The following is a 23,411-nucleotide window of genomic DNA, read 5'->3' on the forward strand; positions in this document are numbered from 1 at the left end:
AATTCCAGGCAGCGGAAAGCGTAGAGGTCTAATCATCCTGCTCCATTGCACGGCGGTGGCGCTCCACAAATTCCTGGTAGGTATTGATGCCGCGCAACTGCAAAATGGCGTTGCGCACTGCGGCCTCGACCAGCACTGCAATGTTGCGACCCGCTTCCACCTGAATGATGACCTTGCGCACAGGCACGCCCAGCACATCTTGCGTCAGCGGTTCATAGGGGATGCGTTCATAGTCGCGTTCCAGCGTTTCGCGCCGCACCAGATGCACGATCATCTTCAGGCGCATTCTGCGGCGCACCGCCGTCTCGCCAAAAATTGCCTTGATATCGAGCAAACCGATACCGCGCACTTCCAGCAGGTTTTGCAGTAAATCGGGGCAGCGCCCCTCAATGGCGGTTTGGTTGATCCGGTCGAGGTCTACCGCATCATCGGCTACCAGGCCGTGGCCGCGTGAAATCAGCTCCAGCCCCAGCTCACTTTTACCCAGTCCCGACTCGCCGGTGATCATCACGCCCATGCCCAGAATGTCCATGAACACCCCGTGCATCGAGGTGCGCTCGGCGAAATGCCTGGACAGATAAGCCCGCAGCACATCAATCACAAAAGCGGCCGACTCCGGCGTGGCAAACATCGGGAGCTGTGCACGTTCGCACATCGACAGCAGCGTGTCGGGCGCTGTCTGGCCGTCAGCCACTACCAGCACTGGCGGCTCCAGCGTAATGATGCGCGAGACGCGCCGGGCGATATCTTCAGGGCTGGCATGTGTCAGGTACGCCACTTCACGCACGCCCAGAATCTGCACCCGATAGGGATGAATGTAGTTCAGGTAACCGACCAGATCTGCACCCGACCGCGCTTCCCGTACCGCCAGTTCATCAAAGCGCCGCTCAGAAGCGCCCAAACCGGCAACCCATTGCCATTTCAGGGAAGCACGGTGGTCTTCAAATAAGACGTCAGCACTGACAACGGTGGGTTTCATATCGGCCTGGAATGCTTGGGCTTGGGGCTTGGGGCTTAAGAGCTGACTTCGTGGGCTGATTGCCAGGAGGCAATCAGGTGGTGCAATGCGGCTGCCTCGTTGCTGCCCTTGAGTTGCTCGCGCAAGGTGCTGTCGCTGAGCAGTTCGGCAATTTCGGAAAGGATTTCAAGGTGTTTTTGTGTGGCGGCTTCTGGCACCAGCAAAAACACCAGCAGGTTCACGGCCAGCTCATCGGGCGCATCGAAACCTATAGGCGTTTGCAGCTGGAAAATCGCGGCCATCGGCGTCTTCAGGCCCTTGATGCGGCCGTGCGGAATGGCGACGCCATGACCCAGACCTGTCGAGCCCAGGCGCTCACGGGCAAACAGGCTGTCAGTGATGAGCGCGCGGTTCAGGCCGTAGAGATTTTCAAATAACAGGCCAGCTTCTTCAAACGCGCGCTTTTTGCTGGTCGCTTCGACGCTAACCAAGACTTGAGGGAGAGGCAAAATTTGCGAAAGACGGTTCATAACGCTCTTTTAGTCGCCGAATTATGGGCTTTGCAGCAAACTGATTAAAAATGGAACAGAAAAAAGCCGCTTGCCAGTGCAAACGGCTTGTACGTTCATGTTCTCAAGCAGTCAGGCTAAAAAGTGAAGTTCGGTTGGTTTCCACAATCGGCTTGTAGCAATCGTCCATCAAGGGATCGGGCTGCAACAAGAGGAATTGCGCAAGTTTAAGCCTCTTCGCGTTTGGCGCAAACATGACCGTGATCCTGGACCTTGGTTTTGTAGCGTCCGACCTGCCGATCCAGTTTGTCCGTCAGGTCATCAACAGCAGCGTACAAGTCGTGGTGCGAGCTTTCTGCAAACAAATCGCGGCCCTTGACATGCAGGGTGCATTCGGCGCGTTGGCGTTTTTCCTTTTCCTTCATGTTGTCCACAGTCAGAAGAACGCGTACGTCCACCACCTGATCGAAATGCCGGCTAATACGATCAAGCTTGCTGGTCACATAGCTGCGCAGCGCAGGTGTAACTTCCAGGTGATGACCGCTAATCGTCAAGTTCATAAGAAAACTCCTTCTCCACAATGGATCTGGTTAAAAACGCTGCCAAACGCTTGGAAAATGGCAGCAGACGAGGGACACTTTCTTGTAATCACTATGCCTACGGCCTCCTGAAATTGCAAGCCGGGAACGTAACAAAACAGGTTGCCGCCAAGACTTTTTTCACGCTGCGATCAGCGTAAAGCGCATTAATTTTTCTTTGTTTACCCCAAAATTGATGAAAGAACTCCAACCTCAATGGCCTGCCAAAGAGTCCACGGTGTTTTTAAACCGCCTTTATTGTCATTTTTCGCAGTCAAACCGCGTTACATCGCACCCCACAGCATCAAACTGTCATGCTTTTCTGATAACTTTTCAGAGTCTGAAACAAGCGCTTCCAAAACGCAAAAAACAGTTTGAACGCTTCTTTTCAAGAACTATCCGGTGCGCAAAAGCAGCCGGCCACGATGGTCGGTGAGTCAACCTGGCAATGCCATAATCCCGAATTATTTGTTACGGAGAAATCCTTGGAAAGCAGTCCCAGTTGGCCGCTTTCAACACCGCAGACTGACGCCAGATAGGGGCTGGGAAGCGGGTTGAAAGCGAGGCCTTCACTCCACAACCCGCACCTGCGCCAAGGCTTAACAACGCCCTGCGCAGGTTTATGTCCCTCTAAAAAGCCGTCTGTCATGCTCAATATTTTCACGCTCGCCAATGGCCGGCTTTTCCAGGAAGAAATTGAATCCCTGGAAGAACTCTCCCGGTTCCAGCCTATCTGGGTCGACTTGGAGTCACCCACCCTCGAAGAAAAGCGCTGGATCAAGCAGTACTACGGCCTGTCCATTCCTGAAGACGCGATGGACGAGGACATTGAAGAGTCCGCACGTTTTTACGAAGAAGACAACGGCGAGCTGCATATCCGCTCAGACTTTTTGATTGCCGACGAGGACGAGCCGCGCAACGTGCGAGTCGCTTTTATCCTCAATCTGGTCAATGACGACCTCAAAAGCAAGGGCGTGCTGTTCTCCATCCATGATGAAGATGTGCCGGTATTTCGGCTGCTGCGCATGCGGGCGCGCCGGGCGCCGGGTTTGATAGAAGACGCCAAGGAAGTGCTGCTCAAGCTGTTCGATGCCGACGCTGAATATTCAGCCGACACGCTCGAAGGCATTTACATTGACCTTGAAAAAGTCAGCACCAAGGTGCTGTCGGGCGATGTCACCGACGTGATGGCCGGCGAGGTGCTGGGCGCTATCGCCCGCAATGAAGACCTGAGCGGCCGCATCCGGCGCAATGTCATGGACACGCGGCGCGCCGTCAGCTTCATGATGCGCAGCAAAATGCTCAATGCCGAGCAGTTCGAGGAGGCGCGGCAGATTCTGCGTGACATTGATTCGCTCGACTCGCACACCGCTTTCCTGTTCGACAAGATCAACTTCTTGATGGACGCCACGGTCGGTTTCATCAACATCAACCAGAACAAGATCATCAAGATCTTTTCAGTAGCTAGCGTGGCCCTTTTGCCGCCTACCCTGATTGCCAGCGTGTACGGCATGAACTTCAAAATGATGCCGGAGCTGGACTGGGCGCTGGGCTATCCGTATGCGCTGGGGCTGATGATTGCCAGCGCCGTGGTGCCGATGTGGTATTTCCGCAAGCGCGGCTGGCTCCAGTGAGAGTTTTTATAGCCAAAAGTACCTCTTGTGCAATACACACGGACGCACACAGCTATTAAATTTATAGCGACAAAAGAAAGTTTTCAATCACGGCATGCGCGTAGCGACTGGCCACCGCCTATACAAAATCATGAAAATCGACGTGCGCGCTGTCGTCCGCGCGGTCTGAAATGGTGCGCATGACGGCAAATGGCACGCCGTAGTCCAGGCAGACTTGCGCGATGGCTGCGCCTTCCATTTCGACCGCCATCACCGCATGCCCAGCGCCGGCCATCGTGTCGCGAAGCATGCGCGACTCGTCAGCACCGCAGACAAAACGGTCACCGCTGGCAATCAAACCCTGATGAACACAGGCATCGGCATAACCGTGGCTGGCCAGGCTTTCGTGCGCCAGTGCGTTGCGGCTGGCTTCAAAAAGCAGCGCACTCAACACCGGATCGCAATGGAAACGGGCTTTTCCGTAGTGCGGCACTTCATAGCGCGGGAACAGTGGCGAGACATCCAGATCGTGCTGGATCAACTCCGTCGCCACGACCACATCGCCCACCTTGACGCCTTGCCCCAAGCCGCCTGCAACGCCGGTAAAAACGATGCGGCCGACGCCAAAACGCTCGATCAGTGCGGCCGTGGTGGTGGCAGCCGCCACTTTGCCAATCCTTGACAAAGCCAGCACCACAGGCTGGCCGTGCAGATTGCCCAGCCAGAAATCCCGGTTGGCATGGATGACCTTTTGCGGCTGCTGCAGCAAAGCGATGAGTCCGCGCTGCTCCTGCGGCAAAGCGCTGAGAATGGCGATGGGCGATGCGGCGGCACCAAGAGAAATCAAAGACATGCAGGCGATTTTCCTGGCAAAGCACGGCTTATCCGGCATGCGGCATGAAAAAAGGCGAATTGCGCCGCCTTTCAACCTGTTGCAAATACTTGAGCCGGTTGACGCGGCTCAGTGAAGATGCAGCCTAGCGTTTGTCGCGCAATTCCCGGCGCAGGATTTTCCCGACCGGGGTTTTGGGCAGCTCGGTACGGAACTCCACCACCTTGGGCTGCTTGTAGCCCGTGAGGTTTTCCTTGCAGTAGGCGCGCACCTGGGCTTCGGTCAAGTCGGGATTTTTCTTCACGATCACGAGTTTGACGGCTTCGCCGGATTTTTCGTCCAGTACGCCGACACAGGCGCATTCCATGACGCCGTCGAGTTTGGACACAACGTCTTCAATCTCGTTCGGATAGACATTGAAACCGCTGACCAGCACCATGTCTTTTTTGCGGTCAATGATCTTGAAAAAGCCGTTGTCATCAACGATGCCAATGTCGCCGGTTTTGAAATAGCCGTCTGGTGTCATGACCTTGTCGGTCTCGTCAGGGCGCTGCCAGTAACCGGCCATGACCTGCGGGCCCTTGATGGCAATTTCGCCGGCTTGGCCGGGCGGTACTTCATGGCCGTCGTCGTCCAGCAGTTTGAAATAGGTGCCCGGAATCGGCACACCAATGGTGCCGGTAAAGGCTTTGCTGTTGGTCGGGTTGCAGCTGGCCGATGGCGAGGTTTCGGAAAGACCGTAGCCTTCACAAACCGGGCAGCCGGTTTTTTCCAGCCAGAGTTTGGCCACGGCGCTTTGCACTGCCATGCCGCCGCCGAGCGAGATTTTCAGGTGCGACCAGTCGACGGTGTTGAAGTCAGGGTGGTTGGCAAGCCCGTTGAACAGGGTGTTGACGGCCGGAAAACTGTTGACCTTGTGCTTGGCCAGTTCCTTGAGCACCGCCGGCAAGTCACGCGGATTGGGGATCAGGATGTTTTTACCGCCTGCCCGCATGCCGAGCATCATGTTCACGGTGAACGCAAAAATATGGTACAGCGGCAGTGCGCAAACATAGATGGGCTGCTCGCCTGCCGGCAGGCTGGCCATGGCCGGGACGTTCCAGGCTTCGGACTGCAATACGTTGGCGATGACATTGCGGTGCAGCAGCACAGCGCCTTTGGAAACGCCTGTCGTGCCGCCGGTGTACTGCAGCACGGCAATATCGTCGGGACGGATGTCGGGCCGTTTGAGCGTGCCGCGCGCACCTTGCGCCAGCGCGTCATTAAAGCGTACCGCACCGGGCAGGTTGAAAGGCGGCACCATCTTCTTGACGTTGCGCACCACGTAGTTGACCAGTGCGCCCTTGAGAAGGCCCAGCTGGTCGCCCATCGCGCACAAAACGACATGCTTGACGGGCGTGTTGGCGATGCACTGATCCAGGGTGCTGGCAAAGTTTTCGACGATGACGATGGCCTTGGCACCGGAATCCTTGAGCTGGTGCTCCAGTTCGCGCGGAGTGTAGAGCGGGTTGACATTGACCACCACATAACCGGCACGCAAGATGGCGGCGACAGCCACCGGATATTGCGGCACATTGGGCATCATGATGGCAACGCGGTCGCCCTTTGCCAGCCCCAAGCCTTGAAGGTAAGCGCCAAAACTCATCGACAGGCTGTCGGTCTGGCCAAAAGTGATGTCTTTGCCCATGAAGCTGTACGCCACGCGGTCGCGGTGCTTCTTGAAACTCTCTCCCATCAACGCCACCAGCGACGGATATTGGGAAGTATCAATGTCGGCGGGAACGCCTGCGGGATAAGCCTTGAGCCAAGGCCGGTCGATGACGTCTGCGTTCAGCGCTGCATTCATGTGTCTCTTCTCCATTACTTTACTTACTGTCACTAATTCTCAGGGACAACCCTCTTCGGGGCTATTGCGTTTTCCCTAAAAATCGGGTGAATAAGAAGAGGATGCTCTCTAACTATTCAGCCCTTTTCGGTGGCGAGCAGGTCTGTTGTGCGGCGCAGGCTTATTCGATGGCCTTGCCCATGTCTTCGATGACCTTCTTGGCATCGCCGAAGACCATCATGGTTTTGTCCATGTAGAACAATTCGTTGTCCAGCCCGGCGTAGCCGGCCGCCATGCTTCGCTTGTTGACGATGACGGTCTTGGCTTTGTAGGCCTCCAGGATCGGCATGCCGTAGATGGCGCTGCCCTTGACGTGCGCCGCTGGGTTCACCACGTCGTTGGCGCCCAGAATGATGGCGACATCGGCCTGACCGAATTCGGCGTTGATGTCTTCCATCTCGAACACCTGGTCGTACGGCACCTCGGCCTCGGCCAGCAGCACGTTCATGTGGCCAGGCATGCGGCCCGCCACCGGGTGAATCGCGTATTTGACGCTGATGCCCCTGTCGGTCAGCTTTTGCGCCAGTTCCTTGACCGAGTGCTGCGCACGCGCCACTGCCAGGCCGTAACCCGGCACGATGATGACGGTTTCGGCATTGCCCAGAATGAACGCGGCATCGTCTGCCGAGCCTGACTTGACCGGGCGCTGCTCTTTGGCACCGGTGGCGACCGTGGCCGCTTCGCCGCCAAAACCGCCCAGAATCACGTTGAAGAACGAGCGGTTCATGGCCTTGCACATGATGTAAGACAGGATGGCACCCGACGATCCGACCAGCGAACCGGCAATGATCAGCATCGAGTTGTTCAGTGAAAAGCCGATGCCGGCCGCCGCCCAGCCCGAGTAGCTGTTGAGCATCGACACCACCACCGGCATGTCAGCGCCGCCAATCGGGATGATGATCAGCACGCCCATCACGAAGGACAACGCCAGCATGGCAAAGAACGCTGTCCAGTTGCCGGTCAGCATGAAGGTGATGCCTAGCGCGACGGTGATCAGGCCCAGCACCAGGTTCAGCTTGTGCTGGCCGGGAAAGGACACCGGCGCGCCCTGAAACAGGCGGAACTTGTATTTGCCGCTGAGCTTGCCAAAGGCAATCACCGAGCCGCTGAAGGTAATCGCGCCAATCGCCGCACCCAGGAACAGCTCAAGCCGGTTGCCTGCCGGAATCGGCATGCCTTTGGCGACGATGTTGAAGGCATGAGGCTCTGCTACCGCCGCCACGGCGATGAACACGGCCGCCAGGCCAATCATGCTGTGCATGAAGGCCACCAGCTCAGGCATCTTGGTCATCTCGACGCGCTTGGCCATCAGCGTGCCGGCAGCGCCGCCCACGACCAGCGCGCCCAGCACATACACCATGCCCTGGGCCTTGCCGCCCGAAATTTCGACAATCAAGGCGCCCGTGGTCAGAATGGCAATGGCCATGCCGACCATGCCGAACAGGTTGCCGCGCAGCGACGTGGTCGGGTGCGACAGGCCCTTGAGCGCCTGGATGAAGAAGACGGAAGCCACCAGATACAGCAGCGTGACGAGGTTCATGCTCATTTGGAAGCTCCCGAATCAACGACGGCTGCGACGGCCTTTTTTTCCTTCTTGCGGAACATTTCCAGCATCCGGCGTGTGACCAGGAAGCCGCCAAAGACGTTCACGGCGGCCAGCGCCACGGCCAGCACGCCCATGGTGCGGCCCAGCGGCGTTTCTGTCAGCGCGGCAGCCAGCATGGCGCCGACGATGACGATGGCCGAAATGGCATTGGTCACGGCCATCAGCGGCGTGTGCAGGGCCGGCGTAACGGTCCAGACGACGTGGTAGCCCACGTAGATGGCCAGTACAAAAATGATCAGGTTGATGAGGGTGGGTGACACGGCATCCATGGTTTTCTCCTTGGGCTTGAACGGGGTTATGAGCGCGGGTGGGCGCGGGCTTGACTTGGCGCGGGGGGCGATGGCCCCCTGCCCGGCTTATTTGCGCTTGACTTCGCCGCCCTGGGTCATCAGGCAGGCGGCCACGATGTCGTCTTCCAGGTCAATGTTCAGCGCGCCTTCCTTGGTGATGATGAGCTTGAGGAAATCGAGCAGGTTGCGCGCATACAGCGCGCTGGCGTCGGCCGCCACCAGCGAGGCCACGTTGGTTTCGCCGATCAGCGTCACGCCGTGCTTGACAACGGTGCGGCCAGGCTCGGTGAGCGGACAGTTGCCGCCTTGCGGTGCAGCCAGGTCAACGATCACGCTGCCGGGTTTCATGGCCATGACCATTTCCTCGGTCACCAGCACCGGCGCGGCGCGGCCCGGAATCAGGGCGGTGGTGATGACCACGTCGGCCTGCGCCACGCGTTTGGCGACTTCCAGTTTTTGTCGCGCCAGCCAGCTTGGCGGCATGGGCTTGGCATACCCGCCGACACCGACAGCGGCTTCGCGCTCTTCGTCGGTTTCGTAAGGCACGTCGATGAATTTTCCGCCCAGCGACTCGACCTGTTCCTTGACGCTGGGGCGCACGTCGCTGGCTTCAATCACCGCGCCCAGCCGCTTGGCCGTGGCAATCGCTTGCAAGCCGGCCACGCCAACGCCCAGGATCACCACGCGGGCGGCCTTGACGGTGCCGGCGGCGGTCATCAGCATCGGAAAGAAGCGCTGGTACTTCTCAGTGGCCATGATCACGGCTTTGTAGCCGGCGATATTGGCCTGCGATGACAGCACGTCCATGCTCTGCGCGCGGCTGGTGCGCGGTGCGGCTTCGAGGGCAAAGGAAGTCAACTGGGCAGCGGCCAGCCGTTGCAGGCCGGCGGCATCAAACGGGTTGAGCATGCCGACCATCACGCTGCCGGGCCGGGTCTGCGCCATTTCACTGTCCAGCGGACAGCGAACTTTGAGCACGATGTCGGCGGCATAGGCACCGGCTGCATCGGTAATTTCGGCGCCGACCGCTGCATAAGCGGCATCGGGAACACTGGCTGCCACGCCTGCACCTGACTGGACGCGGATGGTGTGCCCTTGCGCCTTGAGCTTCTTGGCGGTTTCGGGCGTGATGGCGACGCGTGTCTCTCCGGCCATGATTTCGGCGGGTATCCCAATCAGCATGCGTGTCTCCTCAATGCTTAATTTTTATGGAAGGCTCCCGAAAGAGCCAGGCGGAATTTATAGCTGTCGTAAAGCTTACATGAGTTTTTTTGTAAATTTTCGTCAAGACAGACTAATGTTTGTTGGCCTGGGTAACCCCCGCGACAAAGCCTGCGCCCATGAAAATAGCCCCGTCATCGCTAAAAGCGCTGACGGGGCTATTGAAAAAACCAGCGCCGCAAGCGGCTGCCGAGAGGTTTATTGGGCCGTCGGCATCACGAACTCGGCTCCTTTGCCAATGCTTTCAGGCCAGCGCTGCATGATGGATTTTTGCTTGGTGTAAAAGCGCACGCCCTCTTCGCCATAGGCGTGCATGTCGCCAAACAGGCTCTTTTTCCATCCGCCAAAGCCGTGCCAGGCCATCGGCACCGGAATCGGCACGTTAATGCCGACCATGCCGACCTGGATGCGGCGGCTGAATTCACGCGCCACATGGCCGTCGCGGGTGTAGCAGCTCACGCCGTTGCCAAACTCATGCGCGTTGATCAACTCGACCGCTTCGGCCAGGTCCTTCACGCGCACGCAGCCCAGCACCGGGCCAAAGATTTCTTCCTTGTAGATGCGCATGTTTGGCGTGACATGGTCAAACAGCGTGCCGCCCATCCAGAAGCCGTTTTCACACCCTTCGCCAACATGGGCACCGGTGAAGGTGCGGCCATCGACCAGCAGCTCGGCGCCCTCTTCCACACCCACATCAATGTAGCCGGTGATGCGCTGGTGCGCCGCGCCGGTGACGATCGGCCCCATTTCCGCGTCCAGGTGTACGCCGTTCTTGATTACCAGCGTTTCGGCTCTGGCTTTCAGCATCGGAATGAGTTTTTCAGCCACATCGCCCACCAGCACCGCTACCGAAATCGCCATGCAGCGCTCGCCGGCCGAACCATAACCCGCGCCCACCAGCGCATCGACCGCCTGCTCCAGGTCGGCGTCGGGCATGACGACCATGTGGTTTTTGGCGCCGCCCAGGGCCTGTACGCGCTTGCCGTGGTGGGCGCCTGTTTCGTAGATGGTGTTGGCGATCGGCGTCGAGCCGACAAACGACACGGCCTTGACATCCGGATGCACCAGCAAGGCATCGACCGCTTCCTTGTCGCCCTGCACGACATTGAAAACGCCGTCTGGCAAGCCCGCCTGCTTGAGCAGATCGGCCATAAACAGGCTGGCGCTTGGGTCAATCGGGCTGGGTTTCAGCACAAAGCAGTTGCCAGCGGCAATCGCTACCGGAAACATCCACATCGGCACCATCACCGGAAAGTTGAACGGCGTGATGCCGGCCACCACACCGAGCGGCTGGCGCAGCGTCCAGTTGTCCATGCCGGTGGAGACCTGGTCGGTGAAGTCGCCCTTGAGAAGTTGCGGAATGCCGCAGGCGAATTCGACGATGTCGATGCCGCGCGCGACTTCGCCTTGCGCATCGGTGAACACCTTGCCATGCTCGGCGGTGATCAGGTGCGCCAGCTGATCCTTGTTCTGGTTCAGCAGCTCCAGGAACTTGAACATGACCCGGGCGCGGCGAATCGGCGGCACGTCCGACCAGGCCGGGAAAGCGGCCTGCGCTGACGCCACGGCAGCATCCACCTCGGCAGAACTTGCCAGCGCCACATGGCTAGAGACCGCGCCGGTGGCCGGGTTGAAGACTGGCTGGCTGCGGCCGGCGGCGGGCGTGGCCACACTGCCGTTCAGGTAATGGCCGATGGTGGTTGGGGATGCAATGTCAGCGGGCGAAGGGGTCATGGGTCAATCCTTGGTTAATCAGAAGAACTGGTGAATGGCTGAAGTCTAGGACTCGCACGCCCGTTTGATAAGCCCCCGATTTCTGATTACATTGTTCAATCTCCTGAACAATGAAGCCGCCACCATGCCCTCTGACCAGCTCGCCCCGCTTGTCGCCGACCTGCACCTGTTGACCGTGCTGGCGGCAACCCGCAGTTTTACCGAAACCGCGCGCCGCCTGGGCGTGTCCAAGGCCTCGGCCAGCATGCGCATCAGCGAGCTGGAGCGCACGGCCGGTGTGCTGCTGGTGCGCCGCACCACGCGCTCGGTCGGGCTGACCGAAGCCGGCCAGCAACTGGTCAACGACATGCAGCCGGCGTTTCGGCGCATCAGCGAAAGCTACAGCGCCGCCAGAGACCTGGCCGGCACGCCGCGCGGGTTGATCCGGCTGACCGCGCCGGTCGCGCTCGGGCGGCAGCATCTGGCGCCGTGCATCGCCGCGTTTTTGCAGCAGTTTCCCGATATTCATATCGAGCTGGAACTGACCGACCGTTTCATCAACCTGGCCAACGAAGGGTTCGACCTGGCGATCCGGCACACCAACACGCCGCCCGAAACCCATGTCGCCTGGGTGCTGTGCGAAACCCGTTCGCTGCTGGTGGCCAGCCCGCAGTATCTGGCCCGGCGCGGCCTGCCCTTGCATCCGTCCGATCTGGCCGCCCACGACTGCCTGCTGTACCTGCAGGGCAGCCATGCCGGCCGCTGGACATTTGCGCGTCCGGTGGGCGCTTCGGGAAAATGCAAACCGGCGGATGATGCGGTGGAGCGCGTGGGCGTGCATGTGGCCGGCTCACTCAAGGCCAACAACAGCGAAGTGCTGCGCGACGCCCTGCTGGCCGGCCTGGGTATCGGCCTGCTGCCTGATTTCAGCCTGCCGCCTGCGCCCGAGGGCAGCGAGCCGCCGCTGGTCCAGGTGTTGCCCGACTGGCAGGTGCAGGGCTTTTTTGGCGAGCGCATTTACGCCCTGCGACCGTGGTCGGCGCAGGTGCCCAAGGCCGTCGAATGCCTGGTGGCGCATTTGCGCCAGAGCTTTGCACAGGGCTTTGCCGGCATTCGATAAAAGCGCTCAACAGATCATGGCGGCGTCAAGAATGACACGGATAATGTCGCGCATGAATAAACGATGGAAACCCAACGTCACGGTGGCGGCAGTCATTGAACGGGACTTCGACGGCATCCGCAAATTCTTGCTGGTCGAGGAACAAACCCGCGACGGCCTCAAACTCAACAACCCCGCAGGCCACCTGGACCCCGGCGAAAGCCCGGTGCAGGGCTGCATCCGGGAAACGCTGGAAGAAACCGCTTTTCACTTCACGCCCACCGCGCTGGTCGGCGTGTACCTGTCACGTTTTGAGCGCATACAGCCGGACGAGGAATTGCCGCTAGACGTGACCTACTTGCGCTTCAGCTTTTGCGGCGATCTGGGCGCGCATGTGGCCGGCCAGGCGCTGGACAAAGGCATCGTGCGCGCAGTCTGGCTGACGGTCGATGAAATCCGGGGCAGCGTGCCCCTGCACCGCAGCCCGCTGGTGCTGACCAGCTTGGAAGACTACCTGGCAGGCCGCCGTTTTCCACTTGACGTGATCAGCACCGATCCGTCTGTCTTGCTACCAAAAAAATAGCTTCTTGCGCCCGCCGGTATTGCGCAAAACGCCATTTTCATGGTTATTCCTGCGGAATAGTCGTCATTTAATACGGCAAACGGCGCGGTGCGATTTAACATCGCCTCACTTTTGCCTGATTTCATTATCAAACAGGCCTCTGGCGCACTGCCCACGTGCGCAGGCAGCTATTGATTCAGGAGTAAACAACTGGAATCCTTTGGCGACCCGATGAACAACGTCGGTCAAGCGGGTGCAGGCCACGCGCAAAGCCTGAAACAAACGCGCATTCAAACAACCCAAAAGAGCGCTTGACCAGACGTTTGTACTGTTCGTCATTACGCTCCGGCCTGCCTGAGTGGATTGCCCGTACACGCAGCTGCCGGCTGACCTGCCACTTACAATTTCGCGATGCGCGCTTTCCTGGTCATGTTGATGCTCACACTGCTGCCGCTGCAATTTTCTGCGGCGGCAGCAGCAGTGGCCTGTTGCGGCCATCCGTCAGCGCTGCAAAGCCCGCCTGCCCTGCACCCTCAAGCCACCCCTTCCCAGCTTGCGGGCACTGTGGATGACCTGGCGAGCGTCAGCAGTTGCTTCGATCTGAATTGCGGCGTCTGCCAAAGCCATTGCCTGGGCGGCATTGCGACGCACCGGCTGGTTGCAGCCGACCCTGCAGGCGCAGTGCAGGCGGAACACATCCCGCAGCGCGTGCGTCAGCCCGGCGACGAGCCGCCGTACCGCCCCAAATGGCCAGCCCCAGATGGTTCGGGGTTCAGGGCGCTCGCTTGAGACGCTGACAGCCCGCTGCTTCCCCGACACCCGACTCAAAGAGACCACACGCTGCGTGCTGTGGTCAGTCCCGGATCGTTCAGGAAGGAATATTTTTATGTCTGCTATTTGTGCTGGGCGAAAGCCGCGATGGGCCGGGCGGCGCGTCGGCGAAATCGTCGTGTGGCTGGGCCCCTGTGCCCGTGGGTATCTGGCCCCCGTGGAGTTTGGTGAAGCGCTTGCGCAACAGCGCCGAATAGCGCTCACGGAGCACTGCGCGTGAAGCCGGGTTGGCGCTGGCTCATGGCCGCATGGGCCGTTGCCTTGGTGGCCACGCTGGGCGCACTTTTTCTGGGTGAAGTCATGGGCATGACGCCCTGCCTGCTGTGCTGGTACCAGCGCATCTTCATGTTCCCGCTGGCGCTGATTCTGGGCATGGCGGCCTTCGCCGACGACCGGCGCGGTGCTGTCTATGCCCTGCCGCTCGCCCTGGGCGGCGCGGTGGTTTCCAGCTACCACAGCGCGCTTTTGGCCGGCTGGGTGCCGACGTGGTGGGTGCCCTGCGGTTCGGGGCCGTCTTGCAGCAAACAGAGTCTCGAAATTTTCGGCAGCGTTCAGATTCCCTGGCTGTCGCTGCTGGCCTTTACGGCCATCGCCATTTTGTTATTTATTTATCTGAGAAAGTCCCGTTCATGAGCACAAAAAAAATCACCGTCGTTGGCCTGCTGGCTGTCCTTGCTTTGGTTTTCTACTTCGGCATGAAGGCCTACCAGACGCGCGTGCAAACCGCGCAAGACGTGCAGGTCAAGGCAGAGCAGACGCGTCTGGTTCGTATGCATTCACCGGTTTTTGGCCCCCAGGATGCGCCTGTCACCATCGTTGAGTTTTTTGATCCGGCTTGCGAGACCTGCCGCGCGATATATCCCCTCGTCAAGAGCCTGATGGCGCAGCACGGCGACAGCGTCAGGCTCGTGCTTCGCTATGCGCCGTTCCATCAAGGTTCGGATCAAGTGGTCAAACTGCTGGAAGCCGCCAAAAGCCAAGGCAAGTACCAGCCGGTACTGGAGGCCCTGCTGGCGGCGCAACCGGCCTGGGCCGATCACGGCCAGCCCAATCTGGAGACGGCCTTCAAGGCGGCCGAGCAGGCGGGCCTGGACCTGACGCAGGCGCGGCAGGCTATGCAGAATCCGGCCCTGCAGGCCTTGCTTCAACAGGACATTGACGACCTGACCGCGCTGCAGGTCACCAAGACGCCCACCTTCTTCGTCAATGGCCGTAGCCTGCCGAGTTTTGGGCCTGATCAACTGGCCGCACTGGTGGCCGAAGAAGTCGCCAAGACGAAGAAATGAAGCGCAAGGCAGCAGCCAAACCGTTTGGGGCGTCACGGCGCTGACGCTTGTATATTGGCCGAACGCCATTTGACCCGGTGAAGAAGAAAGCTGAAGCCATGAACGCGTCGCAACTACCCGCGCCAGAATCCCCCGCACAACCCATCGCTGATGGCGTGGTCGCCCCCGGCTCAAAAGGCACGGTGCTTGAGGTTTTTTTGGCGTTCTTGAGGCTGGGCCTGACTTCTTTTGGCGGGCCGGTGGCCCACTTGGGCTACTTCCGTGCGGAATTTGTTGAGCGGCGCAAATGGCTTGACGACAAAAGCTACGCGGACCTGGTTGCGCTGTGCCAATTCTTGCCGGGCCCCGCAAGCAGCCAGGTGGGCATCGCGCTCGGGCTGGGCCGTGCCGGTGGGTTCGGTGCGGTGGCCGCATGGCTTGGATTTACCCTCCCGTCGGCCATCGCACTCATTGCATTCGCAGCTGGCGTCACGCAGTGGGCGGGTCTGTCGCAATCCGGTGCTGTCCACGGCCTGAAAGTGGCCGCCGTCGCCGTTGTCGCGCAAGCGGTATGGGGCATGGCCAAATCGCTGTGCCCTGACCGGCTGCGCGCCGGCGTTGCGATCACTGCTGCACTTGCAGTGCTTGCGGTGCCTACGGCGGCAGGGCAAATTGCGGCCATCGTCGTTGGCGGCATCGTCGGCCGCTGGAGGCTCAGGCTGGGCCCGCTTCCTGCAGTCCAGCACCGCGACTATGGCGTGAGCAAGGTGACCGGGGCCGCGCTGCTCGGCCTGTTCATGCTGCTGCTGGCGGTGTTGCCGACTCTGGCTGCAGCGATGCACTCGCCGGCGCTGTCCGTGATGGCCAGTTTCTATCAGTCGGGCGCACTGGTATTTGGCGGCGGGCATGTCGTGCTTCCTCTTCTACAAACCGGCGTCGTGCCCAGTGGTTTGGTTTCCAACGATGTGTTCCTTGCTGGCTACGGTGCCGCGCAAGCAGTGCCAGGCCCTTTGTTCACTTTTGCGGCGTATCTGGGTGCGGTCATGTCCAGCCCGTTTGGGGGCTGGACAGGCGGACTCGCGTTGCTGCTGGCCATCTTCCTGCCGGCTTTCCTGCTGGTGGTCGGCGCGCTTCCCTATTGGGAGGCCTTGCGTCAGCGTGACGGCGTGCAACGCGCCATGGCGGGGGCGAACGCGGCGGTCGTCGGGGTGTTGGGCGCGGCCCTGTACGACCCGGTATGGACCAGCGCCATCCACGCCAAAGCCGATTTTGGACTGGCTCTGGCGGCCTTCGGGCTGCTGGTTCATGCGCGTCTTTCGCCCGTGCTGGTGGTTTTTCTTTGCGCGGTTGCGGGATGGGTGCTGGCCCGCTAGCTCGGGCGCTCAAAACCTCGCGCTGAAGGAGAAAAGCAAGCACCCCGGCGCGCCCATGATGCGGCAGCGCCTGCCAGCCGAATCAAGCCCATCGGCAGCCGTCCGGAAGGTGAAAAACCGCCTGGAAACGATGACCATTTACCCGCAGATGCACGTTTTCAACTGCCCGATGCGCACAAGACAACGCGGCGGCACGGCGCTGCCAGCCCCCTGCCGGCAAGCCTCGGTTATGTTCTCCCCATGACTTCCCCCCGATTTGTAAATATCTTGCCCATTCTTGCCGTGCTGGGCTCCGTTACCGCACTGGGCATTGGCACTTCTTTTGCCAAACAGCTGTTTCCGCAAGTCGGCTCCATGGGCACGACCGCGCTGCGCGTAGGTTTCTCGGCCTTGCTGCTGCTGGTGCTTTGGCGGCCTTGGCGCTGGCCTCTTTCGCGCGCGGATGCGGTCTCGGTGGTCAAGTACGGCGTGGCGCTGGGATTCATGAACCTGCTGTTTTACATGGCGCTGCGCACCATTCCCTTTGGCGTGGCAGTCGCTATCGAGTTCTCCGGGCCGCTGGCCGTGGCCATGATGTATTCGCGCAAGCCGATTGACTTTTTATGGCTGGCACTGGCGGTGCTGGGGCTGGGCCTGCTTCTGCCCTTGGGGCATGGCGCGGCCAGTTTAGACCTGGAAGGCGTGCTGTATGCGCTGGCGGCTGCGGTGTGCTGGGGCGCTTACATCGTGTTTGGCAAGCGCTTGAGCCACCTGCATGCGGGCCACTCGGTGGCGCTGGGCTTGACCGTAGCGGCACTCACGGTAGTGCCGTTCGGTGTCTGGCATGCCGGCGCCGCCTTGCTGAACCCGCATATCCTGCTTTTCGGGCTGGGTGTAGCCGCCGTCTCCAGCGCCATTCCGATTTCCCTGGAAATGATGGCGCTCAAAAGGCTGCCACCCGAAACCTTTGGCATCCTGACCAGCATGGAGCCCGCCGTCGCCGCGCTGCTGGGGCTGATGCTGCTCAATGAGCAACTCGGCAGCCTGCAGTGGCTGGCGATTTTCTGCATCATGCTGGCCGCCGCCGGCAGTTCGGGGACGGCACGGCGCGGCCCGCCCAAAAGCGCAGCGGCTGAAGTGGTGATGTAGCCAGGTCGTCACGCGCTTTCGAGTCCCCGCCGTGTACCGGCCCGGTTGGCGGGTTCGCCTGCCACGCTGCAAACCCGCCAGCGCGGGATAATCGCCCGACTATGGACAAGCAACACAGCAAGCAACGGATCGTGGTGGGGTTGAGCGGCGGCGTCGATTCTGCCGTCACCGCACACCTGCTCAAACAACAGGGCCACGAAGTCATCGGCATCTTCATGAAAAACTGGGAGGATGACGACGACAGCGAATTTTGCTCATCGAACATCGACTTTGTCGATGCCGCCGCCGTCGCCGACGTGATCGGCATCGAGATTGAGCATGTCAACTTCGCCGCCGACTACAAAGACCGCGTGTTCGCCGAATTTCTGCGCGAATACCAGGCCGGCCGCACGCCCAACCCGGACATCTTGTGCAACGCCGAGATCAAGTTCAAGGCGTTTTTGGACCACGCCATGCGGCTGGGTGCCGAAAAAATCGCCACTGGCCACTACGCTAGAGTGCGCCTGAACGCCGCCACCGGCCTGCACGAGTTGCTCAAAGGGCTGGACCCGGCCAAAGACCAGAGCTACTTTTTGCACCGGCTGAACCAGGCGCAATTGTCGAAAACGCTGTTTCCGGTCGGCGAGCTGCACAAGACCGAAGTGCGCCGCATTGCCGACGAAATCGGCTTGCCCAACGCCCGGAAAAAGGACTCGACCGGCATCTGCTTTATCGGCGAGCGGCCGTTTCGCGACTTTTTGAACCGCTACATCGCCAAAGCACCAGGCCCGATCAAAAACGACCAGGGCCGCGTGCTGGGCGAGCATGTGGGCCTGAGTTTTTACACGCTGGGCCAGCGCCAAGGGCTGGGCATTGGCGGCGTGAAGGCACGCGGTGCGGATTTGAAGGCAGCGCAGGCACGCGGCCAGCGCGGCGTGGGCGAGCACGAACCGTGGTTTGTCGCGCGCAAAGACATGGAAACCAACACGCTGTGGGTGGTGCAGGGCCACGACCATCCGTGGCTGCAATCAACGGTGCTGCAGGCGCAGGACTGCAGCTGGGTGGCGGGCCGTGCGCCAGACTTGGGCACGCTGGCCGCCAAGACGCGTTACCGCCAGGCGGACGCGGCTTGCGAACTGGCCAGTGCCTCCGCTGGCGGCTGCGAGCTGGTGTTCGCTGCGCCGCAGTGGGCGGTCACGCCGGGCCAGTCGGCGGTGCTGTACCAGGGCGAGGTTTGCCTGGGCGGCGGCGTGATTGCGTCCAGCAATGTGCCCAATTTGCCCGCCGACAAGCCCGCCGCCGCGCTTTTCAAGCCAAACAAGCCTTTGGCGCAGGCTGGACGTGCGCAAGCAGCTATTAATACAGTAGCAAAATAGCAGCTTTACAGCGCCGACTCGACATAGGTGTAGAGGTAATTGGAGCCGCCGCTGACATTGCCCAGCAGGCGCGACGAGCCAAAGATGCCCGAGCGGTGCGACACGCCAACACCGATGAAGGTGTCCTTCAAGGCACGCGAACCAACCAGGTCACCCAGGCTGACATCAATCGTCGGGTCCAGGTAATTGAGCATGCGCGAGACCGGCTTGCCGGCCTGCGCCTGGCTGCTGGCTTCAATGTACGGCGCACGTTGGGCCAGCGACACGCCCACGCCCATGCCCAGTCGCGTCTTGACGCGCTCACTCCACGGAAAGCCGGTGTAATAAGCCTTCATGAACAGGTCAAGCTGCAAACCGTTGGCCTGCAGGCCCCGGTCGTTGTGGCTGGTCAGGCCGGCATAACCGACAAAATCAAGCGGCCAGCCGTTGACGTTCTGCAAAAACGGCTTGCCAACCTGAATGGCGGTGATGCTGGTCGGGTTGACGCTGGCAGTTGACAGGCACTGCGCGGTCAGTATCTTGATCAGGTGGCAGCCGTCGTCGGTGGCCTTGCCATACAGCAGCTTGAAGTAAGTGGGCGAACCTGGCTGCGCCCATTCACGCTGGGGGCCGCCGAAGTCGTAGGCGGCGCCGACGTACACGCCGGGCAGCACGCGATTTTGCACGATCGGGCTGTCCTTGATCTTGCGGTCCAGCAGGGTAGCCGACACGCCGCCCAGCAGCCGCCAGCGCTGCGTCAGGTCATAAGAGCCGAACAGGCCGAGCGTGGTGTTGAGGCCCGCGCCGGGCGCATAGGCGGGGCGGCCGGGCGTGGCTTCGGCGGGCAGCACGCCGTAGTAATAGTTGTTCAGACGCGCATCGCGCAGCGCCACGCTCAGGCTGGGGCGCAGGCTCAACCGGCCAGAGCGCCAGTCGTAGGTGTAACCCAGGCGAAACTCGCTGCCCTTTGAAAATCCGCCGATGTCATGCAGCAATTCAGCCTGAAGCGTGCCCCAAGGCTGGCGGTAGCGCCAGGACAGGCCCAGATCAATGCCGGAGTCGCGCGTCGCCATGCCGGCCAGGCTGGCAGGCCGGCGGTCGGCAGGAAAGCCTTCAAGCCGCTGCTCGACGAACAGGTCAAAGCGCTGCGTGTCGTCTTGTTTGAGCTTGATGCCGCCCCGGTTGGCATGCAGAAAAAACCGCTCGCCCTCGTAAAGGTAGAGCGGCAGCACGTCGTAGCGGTTGCCGGCGCCCCGGTAGGGCGAACTTTCAAAATGGGTAACCACGCCCAGCCCGGCGCTGCCCGGCACCGACAGGATGTTGGTCAGCGGCTCCAGATTGACGTCGGCATGCGCTGGCGTCATGGACGACAAGCCCGTGACCGTCAGGGCCGCGCCCGCCAGCAAACGCACAAAAGGTGACGCAGCGGGGAAGAGTTTTTTGATCATTGACGGCTCCTGCGGCAGGGAGGCCGTATTTTTCGGGCGGGCTTTGCGCCTGAGCCCTGCATGACGCGGAAAAAGAGCTGTTTGCACACTTTGTATCACCACTGCACGTTGTCCAATTACTGGCAAATTCATAAAAATAACCCGCGCGGGCCGGGTTTTGACGGGACGGCATCAAGCGGCCGGTTCTGCCCAGGCGGGCTTTGTTCAGCGCAAGTTGCCGGTATGGCCGAATGAATAGCGGCCCGGCTGCGGCCAAACCGTCAGGCCATGCGGCTCACGGCCGACCTTGATTTTATCGACCGCACCGCTTTCGGTGCTGAAGCGGTAGACCACGTCGTCGTAACGACCGCTCAGCCAGAGGTATTTGCCGTCGGCGCTGACATTGCCCATGTCGGGGCTGCCGCCGCCGGGAATAGCCCAGGTTTTGGTCACGGTGCGCGTGGCAAAGTCAATCACGGAGACGCTGCCTTTGCCGTTGGGCGTGCCGCGAATCTTGTTGCCGCCGCGATTGGCCACGTACATGCTTTTGCCGTCGCGGCTCGGGTAGATGCCGTGCGCTCCGACGCCCGTCAGGATGAAACCAATCTGTTTGAAGCTCGCGCCATCCACCACATGCACGCCGTCGGCCATCATGTCGGCGACAAAGAACAGCTTGCCATCGGGCGATATGCGCACGTCCTGCGGCATGCCGGGCGTGGTGCAGATGTCGGCGCCCGGCTGGCTCGGATCGGGCACATAGCGCGGCTTTTTCCCGGGTGCGGCAATCAGCAGCAACGCGTCCGGCCGGTCAAAGTAACGGCTGAGCTTGATGGTGCCCAACACCTTGCGGTTGACCATGTCGATCTTGGTGACAGAGCCATTGAACTCGCAGGTAAACAGCGCAAATTTGCCGTCGATGGAAAAGTCGGCGTGGTTGATGCCGCCGCACTGGGGCGTTTCAATCGAAAACTTCATCTCCATCGTCTTCGGGTCGCGGAAATCCAGCCGCTTGTAGGCTTCGGCCACGACGATGGCGTACTGGCCGTCGGGCGACCAGTAAAGGTTGTAAGGGTCGTCCACCATCACCGGCTTGCCGGGCTTGCCGGTCTTGGGATCAATGGGCGTCAGGCTGCCGTCGGTGCGCCCTTCGGCATTGTTGGCCACCCACAATTGCGTCAGATCCCAGCTCGGCACGATGTGCTGCGGATTGATGCCGACCTTGAAGGTGTCAATCACCTTGAGCGTGGCCGGATCAATCACCGAAACCGTGTTGGCAGAGCGGTTCGGCACGTAGACCCGCTCCAGTGCGCCGGCAACGGCCGGGCTCATGTGCGAGGAGCCGATTTCGCTGTAGAGGTTGGCCGGGTTCACGACTTTCGGCATGCCGGGCAGCATATAAAGCGGGGCGGCTGCTGCGGGCTGCGATGCTGGCTTGGCTTGCCCGAACGAGGTTGTTTGCGCAATCGCCCAGGACGCCGCGCCGATGCCTGCCGCTATCACCCAGAAAGCTGCCTTTGAATAAATTTTGGACATCTTGAACTTCTTAAAACAGGGGTATCAACAGGTAAAAACAAAGCCATCCAAGGCTGGCAACGGCCCGCTAGCGCGGCGCAGCAACGGCCTTTTTAATCGAATCCACGCTGATCTTAACCAGCGCGTCCACGCCCAGCTGGCCGTTGGCCGCACTGGAGGCGCGCGGATCGCCCAACGTGCCGCCACCCCAGCCCGCCGCTGCCGCTTCGGCAAACAGCTCGGGGTGCACCATGGACGGGGCGAGTGCCATCAGCAGCGACGTGTCAGCCGAGCCGGCATGCGTGCCAATTTCCTGCGTGCTCAAGCCTTTGGCCTTGAGCGCTGCCACATAAGTGTCCTGGGTGGCGCGGTAGTAAGCGGCGATATGCAGCATGCGTGCCGGGGCATGGCCGGCCTCCTGGTTGTACTGCTTTGCCACGGCGGCCAGCAGCGACTGATAGCCGCCGTGGTCTCCCAGCAACACAATGTCGGTGAAGCCGTGCTTTTTGAAGCTGCGCGCGGCCCCCAGCAAAACACCTTTGAAGACATCGTCAGGAATGGAAATTGTGCCGGCAAAACCCATGTGTTGGGTGGGCGGGTCAATCTTGCCTTCGGGGGTGTAGGCCAGCACCGGCGCCACCAGCGCATTGCCCAGCAGCGCCGCAATACGGCCCGACAGAATACGGGCGCGCGTGTTGTGCTTGCCGATGTCCATGTGCGGGCCACTTTGTTCGGTGCCGCCAATCGGAATGATGACCGTGGTTTTGCCGGCCCGCAGCGCCGCGCTGACTTCCTTGGTCGTCATCTCCTCGATGTACACGCTGGGGCCGCCACTGGCCTGCGCCACAAGGGGAATGCACAGCAACCAGCCGCAGGTGAGCGCGCATAAAAACCGCTGTGCAGGCAAGAAAGTTTTGATCATGGCCTTGATTGTCGCTGCAAGCGAAGGCCGCATTTTTGCAGCAATAGTATCCGAGAGATTCCGGTTGCAAAAACCACACACATGCTTGAATAAACAAGCCGTGGCAGCCGGTCAAAGCGTTACCAACACCCCTTTTCAATCTTGCAAATGGATAAAAAAAGGGTCTGGCGCATGGTGCTCCAGACCCTTTTTTACTAAACCACCCGCAGGTACACCTCAGAACGGAATGTCGTCGTCCATGTCGTCAAATCCGCTGGACGCCCTGGAGGGTGCCGGGGCTGGCGCAGGCGCTGGCCGTGGCGGTGGAGGCGGCGGGCGGTTGGCGGGCGCGGCGGACTGGCGCGGCGCTTCGTAGCCGCCACCCTCGTCCTGGCCGCCGCTGGGGCCGCCCATGCCCTGGCGGCTGCCCAGCATCTGCATCTGGTCGGCACGAATTTCGGTGGTGTACTTTTCAACGCCGCTCTGGTCGGTCCACTTGCGGGTGCGCAAGCTGCCCTCGATATAGACCTGCGAGCCTTTTCGCAGGTACTGACCGACGATCTCGGCCAGCCGGCCATTAAACACCACGCGGTGCCATTCGGTGGCTTCCTTCATTTCGCCGGACTGCTTGTCTTTCCACTTGTCGGTGGTGGCGATGGTGACGTTGGCGACCTGGTCGCCACTGGGAAAACTGCGCATTTCGGGGTCTTTGCCCAAATTGCCGACGATGATGACTTTGTTGACTGATGCCATGGTGTGCCGCCTCTTGCTCTG

Annotated in this window: 22 protein-coding genes; 9 read left to right on the forward strand and 13 right to left on the reverse strand. The window is 60.6% G+C overall.

From position 1 onward, the window contains the following. Nucleotides 1–28: 28 nt before the first annotated feature. From hprK to hpf, 3 genes are all read right to left on the reverse strand, one after another. A complete protein-coding gene (gene hprK / locus RCH06_RS07760) occupies nucleotides 29–979 on the reverse strand; it encodes an HPr(Ser) kinase/phosphatase (RefSeq protein ID WP_327080871.1) in 951 nt (316 codons plus the stop codon). Nucleotides 980–1,014: 35 nt separating this feature from the next. Beyond that, nucleotides 1,015–1,488 (reverse strand): PTS sugar transporter subunit IIA, encoded by a 474-nt coding sequence (locus RCH06_RS07765; RefSeq protein WP_327080872.1) that lies wholly within the window; start codon nucleotides 1,486–1,488, stop codon nucleotides 1,015–1,017. Nucleotides 1,489–1,694: 206 nt separating this feature from the next. Beyond that, a complete protein-coding gene (hpf, locus tag RCH06_RS07770) occupies nucleotides 1,695–2,027 on the reverse strand; it encodes a ribosome hibernation-promoting factor, HPF/YfiA family (protein ID WP_327080873.1) in 333 nt (110 codons plus the stop codon). A 665-nt stretch (nucleotides 2,028–2,692) separates the two neighbouring features. Here hpf and corA point away from each other — a divergent pair. Beyond that, the gene (corA, locus tag RCH06_RS07775) at nucleotides 2,693–3,679 is read left to right on the forward strand and encodes a magnesium/cobalt transporter CorA (protein ID WP_327080874.1); all 987 of its coding nucleotides are present in this window, start codon (nucleotides 2,693–2,695) and stop codon (nucleotides 3,677–3,679) included. 118 nt (nucleotides 3,680–3,797) lie between these two features. Here corA and RCH06_RS07780 read toward each other — a convergent pair whose 3' ends face one another. From RCH06_RS07780 to RCH06_RS07805, 6 genes are all read right to left on the reverse strand, one after another. Further along, the gene (locus RCH06_RS07780) at nucleotides 3,798–4,511 is read right to left on the reverse strand and encodes a 5'-methylthioadenosine/adenosylhomocysteine nucleosidase (protein ID WP_327080875.1); all 714 of its coding nucleotides are present in this window, start codon (nucleotides 4,509–4,511) and stop codon (nucleotides 3,798–3,800) included. A gap of 124 nt (nucleotides 4,512–4,635) precedes the next feature. Then, complete coding sequence (locus tag RCH06_RS07785) at nucleotides 4,636–6,336, reverse strand: long-chain-fatty-acid--CoA ligase (RefSeq protein WP_327080876.1); 1,701 nt, start codon at nucleotides 6,334–6,336, stop codon at nucleotides 4,636–4,638. Between the two features lie 160 nt (nucleotides 6,337–6,496). Then, nucleotides 6,497–7,921, reverse strand: coding sequence for an NAD(P)(+) transhydrogenase (Re/Si-specific) subunit beta (locus RCH06_RS07790; protein ID WP_327080877.1), 1,425 nt, complete (start codon nucleotides 7,919–7,921; stop codon nucleotides 6,497–6,499). After that, nucleotides 7,918–8,250, reverse strand: a complete 333-nt coding sequence (locus RCH06_RS07795; RefSeq protein ID WP_327080878.1) for an NAD(P) transhydrogenase subunit alpha — start codon at nucleotides 8,248–8,250, stop codon at nucleotides 7,918–7,920. Before RCH06_RS07795 ends, RCH06_RS07790 begins: the two co-directional genes overlap by 4 nt. An 87-nt stretch (nucleotides 8,251–8,337) precedes the next feature. After that, complete coding sequence (locus RCH06_RS07800) at nucleotides 8,338–9,453, reverse strand: Re/Si-specific NAD(P)(+) transhydrogenase subunit alpha (protein ID WP_327080879.1); 1,116 nt, start codon at nucleotides 9,451–9,453, stop codon at nucleotides 8,338–8,340. A 237-nt stretch (nucleotides 9,454–9,690) separates the two neighbouring features. Further along, the gene (locus tag RCH06_RS07805) at nucleotides 9,691–11,226 is read right to left on the reverse strand and encodes a CoA-acylating methylmalonate-semialdehyde dehydrogenase (RefSeq protein ID WP_327080880.1); all 1,536 of its coding nucleotides are present in this window, start codon (nucleotides 11,224–11,226) and stop codon (nucleotides 9,691–9,693) included. A 124-nt stretch (nucleotides 11,227–11,350) separates the two neighbouring features. Between RCH06_RS07805 and RCH06_RS07810 the strand changes: the two genes are divergently transcribed. The 8 genes from RCH06_RS07810 (at nucleotide 11,351) to mnmA (ending at nucleotide 18,818) form a co-directional block, all read left to right on the forward strand. Then, the gene (locus tag RCH06_RS07810; RefSeq protein WP_327080881.1) at nucleotides 11,351–12,325 is read left to right on the forward strand and encodes a LysR family transcriptional regulator; all 975 of its coding nucleotides are present in this window, start codon (nucleotides 11,351–11,353) and stop codon (nucleotides 12,323–12,325) included. A 52-nt stretch (nucleotides 12,326–12,377) separates the two neighbouring features. Next, the gene (locus tag RCH06_RS07815; protein ID WP_327080882.1) at nucleotides 12,378–12,887 is read left to right on the forward strand and encodes an NUDIX hydrolase; all 510 of its coding nucleotides are present in this window, start codon (nucleotides 12,378–12,380) and stop codon (nucleotides 12,885–12,887) included. Between the two features lie 390 nt (nucleotides 12,888–13,277). Beyond that, nucleotides 13,278–13,655: a hypothetical protein gene (locus tag RCH06_RS07820; RefSeq protein WP_327080883.1), complete on the forward strand. Its 378-nt coding sequence runs from the start codon at nucleotides 13,278–13,280 to the stop codon at nucleotides 13,653–13,655. A gap of 282 nt (nucleotides 13,656–13,937) precedes the next feature. Further along, entirely contained in the window at nucleotides 13,938–14,330 is a 393-nt protein-coding gene (locus RCH06_RS07825; protein ID WP_327080884.1) for a disulfide bond formation protein B, read from the forward strand. After that, nucleotides 14,327–14,983, forward strand: a complete 657-nt coding sequence (locus RCH06_RS07830) for a DsbA family protein (RefSeq protein WP_327080885.1) — start codon at nucleotides 14,327–14,329, stop codon at nucleotides 14,981–14,983. The genes RCH06_RS07825 and RCH06_RS07830 overlap by 4 nt, the downstream gene beginning before the upstream one ends. A 98-nt stretch (nucleotides 14,984–15,081) precedes the next feature. Next, on the forward strand, nucleotides 15,082–16,335 hold the full coding sequence (gene chrA / locus RCH06_RS07835) for a chromate efflux transporter (RefSeq protein WP_327080886.1): 1,254 nt from the start codon (nucleotides 15,082–15,084) through the stop codon (nucleotides 16,333–16,335). 240 nt (nucleotides 16,336–16,575) lie between these two features. Continuing rightward, nucleotides 16,576–17,463: an EamA family transporter gene (locus RCH06_RS07840; protein WP_327080887.1), complete on the forward strand. Its 888-nt coding sequence runs from the start codon at nucleotides 16,576–16,578 to the stop codon at nucleotides 17,461–17,463. Between the two features lie 101 nt (nucleotides 17,464–17,564). After that, the gene (gene mnmA, locus RCH06_RS07845) at nucleotides 17,565–18,818 is read left to right on the forward strand and encodes a tRNA 2-thiouridine(34) synthase MnmA (RefSeq protein ID WP_327080888.1); all 1,254 of its coding nucleotides are present in this window, start codon (nucleotides 17,565–17,567) and stop codon (nucleotides 18,816–18,818) included. A 5-nt stretch (nucleotides 18,819–18,823) separates the two neighbouring features. Here the strand turns inward: mnmA and RCH06_RS07850 are convergent, their stop codons facing one another. The 4 genes from RCH06_RS07850 to ssb form a co-directional block, all read right to left on the reverse strand. Next, nucleotides 18,824–20,245: a MipA/OmpV family protein gene (locus RCH06_RS07850; protein ID WP_327080889.1), complete on the reverse strand. Its 1,422-nt coding sequence runs from the start codon at nucleotides 20,243–20,245 to the stop codon at nucleotides 18,824–18,826. Between the two features lie 204 nt (nucleotides 20,246–20,449). Then, a complete protein-coding gene (locus tag RCH06_RS07855; protein ID WP_442799619.1) occupies nucleotides 20,450–21,757 on the reverse strand; it encodes a YVTN family beta-propeller repeat protein in 1,308 nt (435 codons plus the stop codon). 67 nt (nucleotides 21,758–21,824) lie between these two features. Next, nucleotides 21,825–22,658 carry a creatininase family protein gene (locus RCH06_RS07860; protein WP_327080890.1) on the reverse strand — a complete coding sequence of 278 codons (834 nt, stop codon included), beginning with the start codon at nucleotides 22,656–22,658 and terminating at the stop codon, nucleotides 21,825–21,827. 216 nt (nucleotides 22,659–22,874) lie between these two features. Next, nucleotides 22,875–23,390: a single-stranded DNA-binding protein gene (ssb, locus tag RCH06_RS07865; RefSeq protein ID WP_327080891.1), complete on the reverse strand. Its 516-nt coding sequence runs from the start codon at nucleotides 23,388–23,390 to the stop codon at nucleotides 22,875–22,877. Nucleotides 23,391–23,411: the final 21 nt, after the last annotated feature.

Source organism: Polaromonas sp. CG_9.5 (genome assembly GCF_035984465.1).
Lineage (GTDB): Bacteria > Pseudomonadota > Gammaproteobacteria > Burkholderiales > Burkholderiaceae_C > Polaromonas.

Bases quoted from the DNA above. Each gene is read 5' to 3' on its own strand.
- hprK (WP_327080871.1), bottom strand. From the start codon at position 979: ATGAAACCCACCGTTGTCAGTGCTGACGTCTTATTTGAAGACCACCGT.
- RCH06_RS07765 (WP_327080872.1), bottom strand. From the start codon at position 1,488: ATGAACCGTCTTTCGCAAATTTTGCCTCTCCCTCAAGTCTTGGTTAGC.
- hpf (WP_327080873.1), bottom strand. From the start codon at position 2,027: ATGAACTTGACGATTAGCGGTCATCACCTGGAAGTTACACCTGCGCTG.
- corA (WP_327080874.1), top strand. From the start codon at position 2,693: ATGCTCAATATTTTCACGCTCGCCAATGGCCGGCTTTTCCAGGAAGAA.
- RCH06_RS07780 (WP_327080875.1), bottom strand. From the start codon at position 4,511: ATGTCTTTGATTTCTCTTGGTGCCGCCGCATCGCCCATCGCCATTCTC.
- RCH06_RS07785 (WP_327080876.1), bottom strand. From the start codon at position 6,336: ATGAATGCAGCGCTGAACGCAGACGTCATCGACCGGCCTTGGCTCAAG.
- RCH06_RS07790 (WP_327080877.1), bottom strand. From the start codon at position 7,921: ATGAGCATGAACCTCGTCACGCTGCTGTATCTGGTGGCTTCCGTCTTC.
- RCH06_RS07795 (WP_327080878.1), bottom strand. From the start codon at position 8,250: ATGGATGCCGTGTCACCCACCCTCATCAACCTGATCATTTTTGTACTG.
- RCH06_RS07800 (WP_327080879.1), bottom strand. From the start codon at position 9,453: ATGCTGATTGGGATACCCGCCGAAATCATGGCCGGAGAGACACGCGTC.
- RCH06_RS07805 (WP_327080880.1), bottom strand. From the start codon at position 11,226: ATGACCCCTTCGCCCGCTGACATTGCATCCCCAACCACCATCGGCCAT.
- RCH06_RS07810 (WP_327080881.1), top strand. From the start codon at position 11,351: ATGCCCTCTGACCAGCTCGCCCCGCTTGTCGCCGACCTGCACCTGTTG.
- RCH06_RS07815 (WP_327080882.1), top strand. From the start codon at position 12,378: ATGAATAAACGATGGAAACCCAACGTCACGGTGGCGGCAGTCATTGAA.
- RCH06_RS07820 (WP_327080883.1), top strand. From the start codon at position 13,278: ATGCGCGCTTTCCTGGTCATGTTGATGCTCACACTGCTGCCGCTGCAA.
- RCH06_RS07825 (WP_327080884.1), top strand. From the start codon at position 13,938: ATGGCCGCATGGGCCGTTGCCTTGGTGGCCACGCTGGGCGCACTTTTT.
- RCH06_RS07830 (WP_327080885.1), top strand. From the start codon at position 14,327: ATGAGCACAAAAAAAATCACCGTCGTTGGCCTGCTGGCTGTCCTTGCT.
- chrA (WP_327080886.1), top strand. From the start codon at position 15,082: ATGAACGCGTCGCAACTACCCGCGCCAGAATCCCCCGCACAACCCATC.
- RCH06_RS07840 (WP_327080887.1), top strand. From the start codon at position 16,576: ATGACTTCCCCCCGATTTGTAAATATCTTGCCCATTCTTGCCGTGCTG.
- mnmA (WP_327080888.1), top strand. From the start codon at position 17,565: ATGGACAAGCAACACAGCAAGCAACGGATCGTGGTGGGGTTGAGCGGC.
- RCH06_RS07850 (WP_327080889.1), bottom strand. From the start codon at position 20,245: ATGATCAAAAAACTCTTCCCCGCTGCGTCACCTTTTGTGCGTTTGCTG.
- RCH06_RS07855 (WP_442799619.1), bottom strand. From the start codon at position 21,757: ATGTCCAAAATTTATTCAAAGGCAGCTTTCTGGGTGATAGCGGCAGGC.
- RCH06_RS07860 (WP_327080890.1), bottom strand. From the start codon at position 22,658: ATGATCAAAACTTTCTTGCCTGCACAGCGGTTTTTATGCGCGCTCACC.
- ssb (WP_327080891.1), bottom strand. From the start codon at position 23,390: ATGGCATCAGTCAACAAAGTCATCATCGTCGGCAATTTGGGCAAAGAC.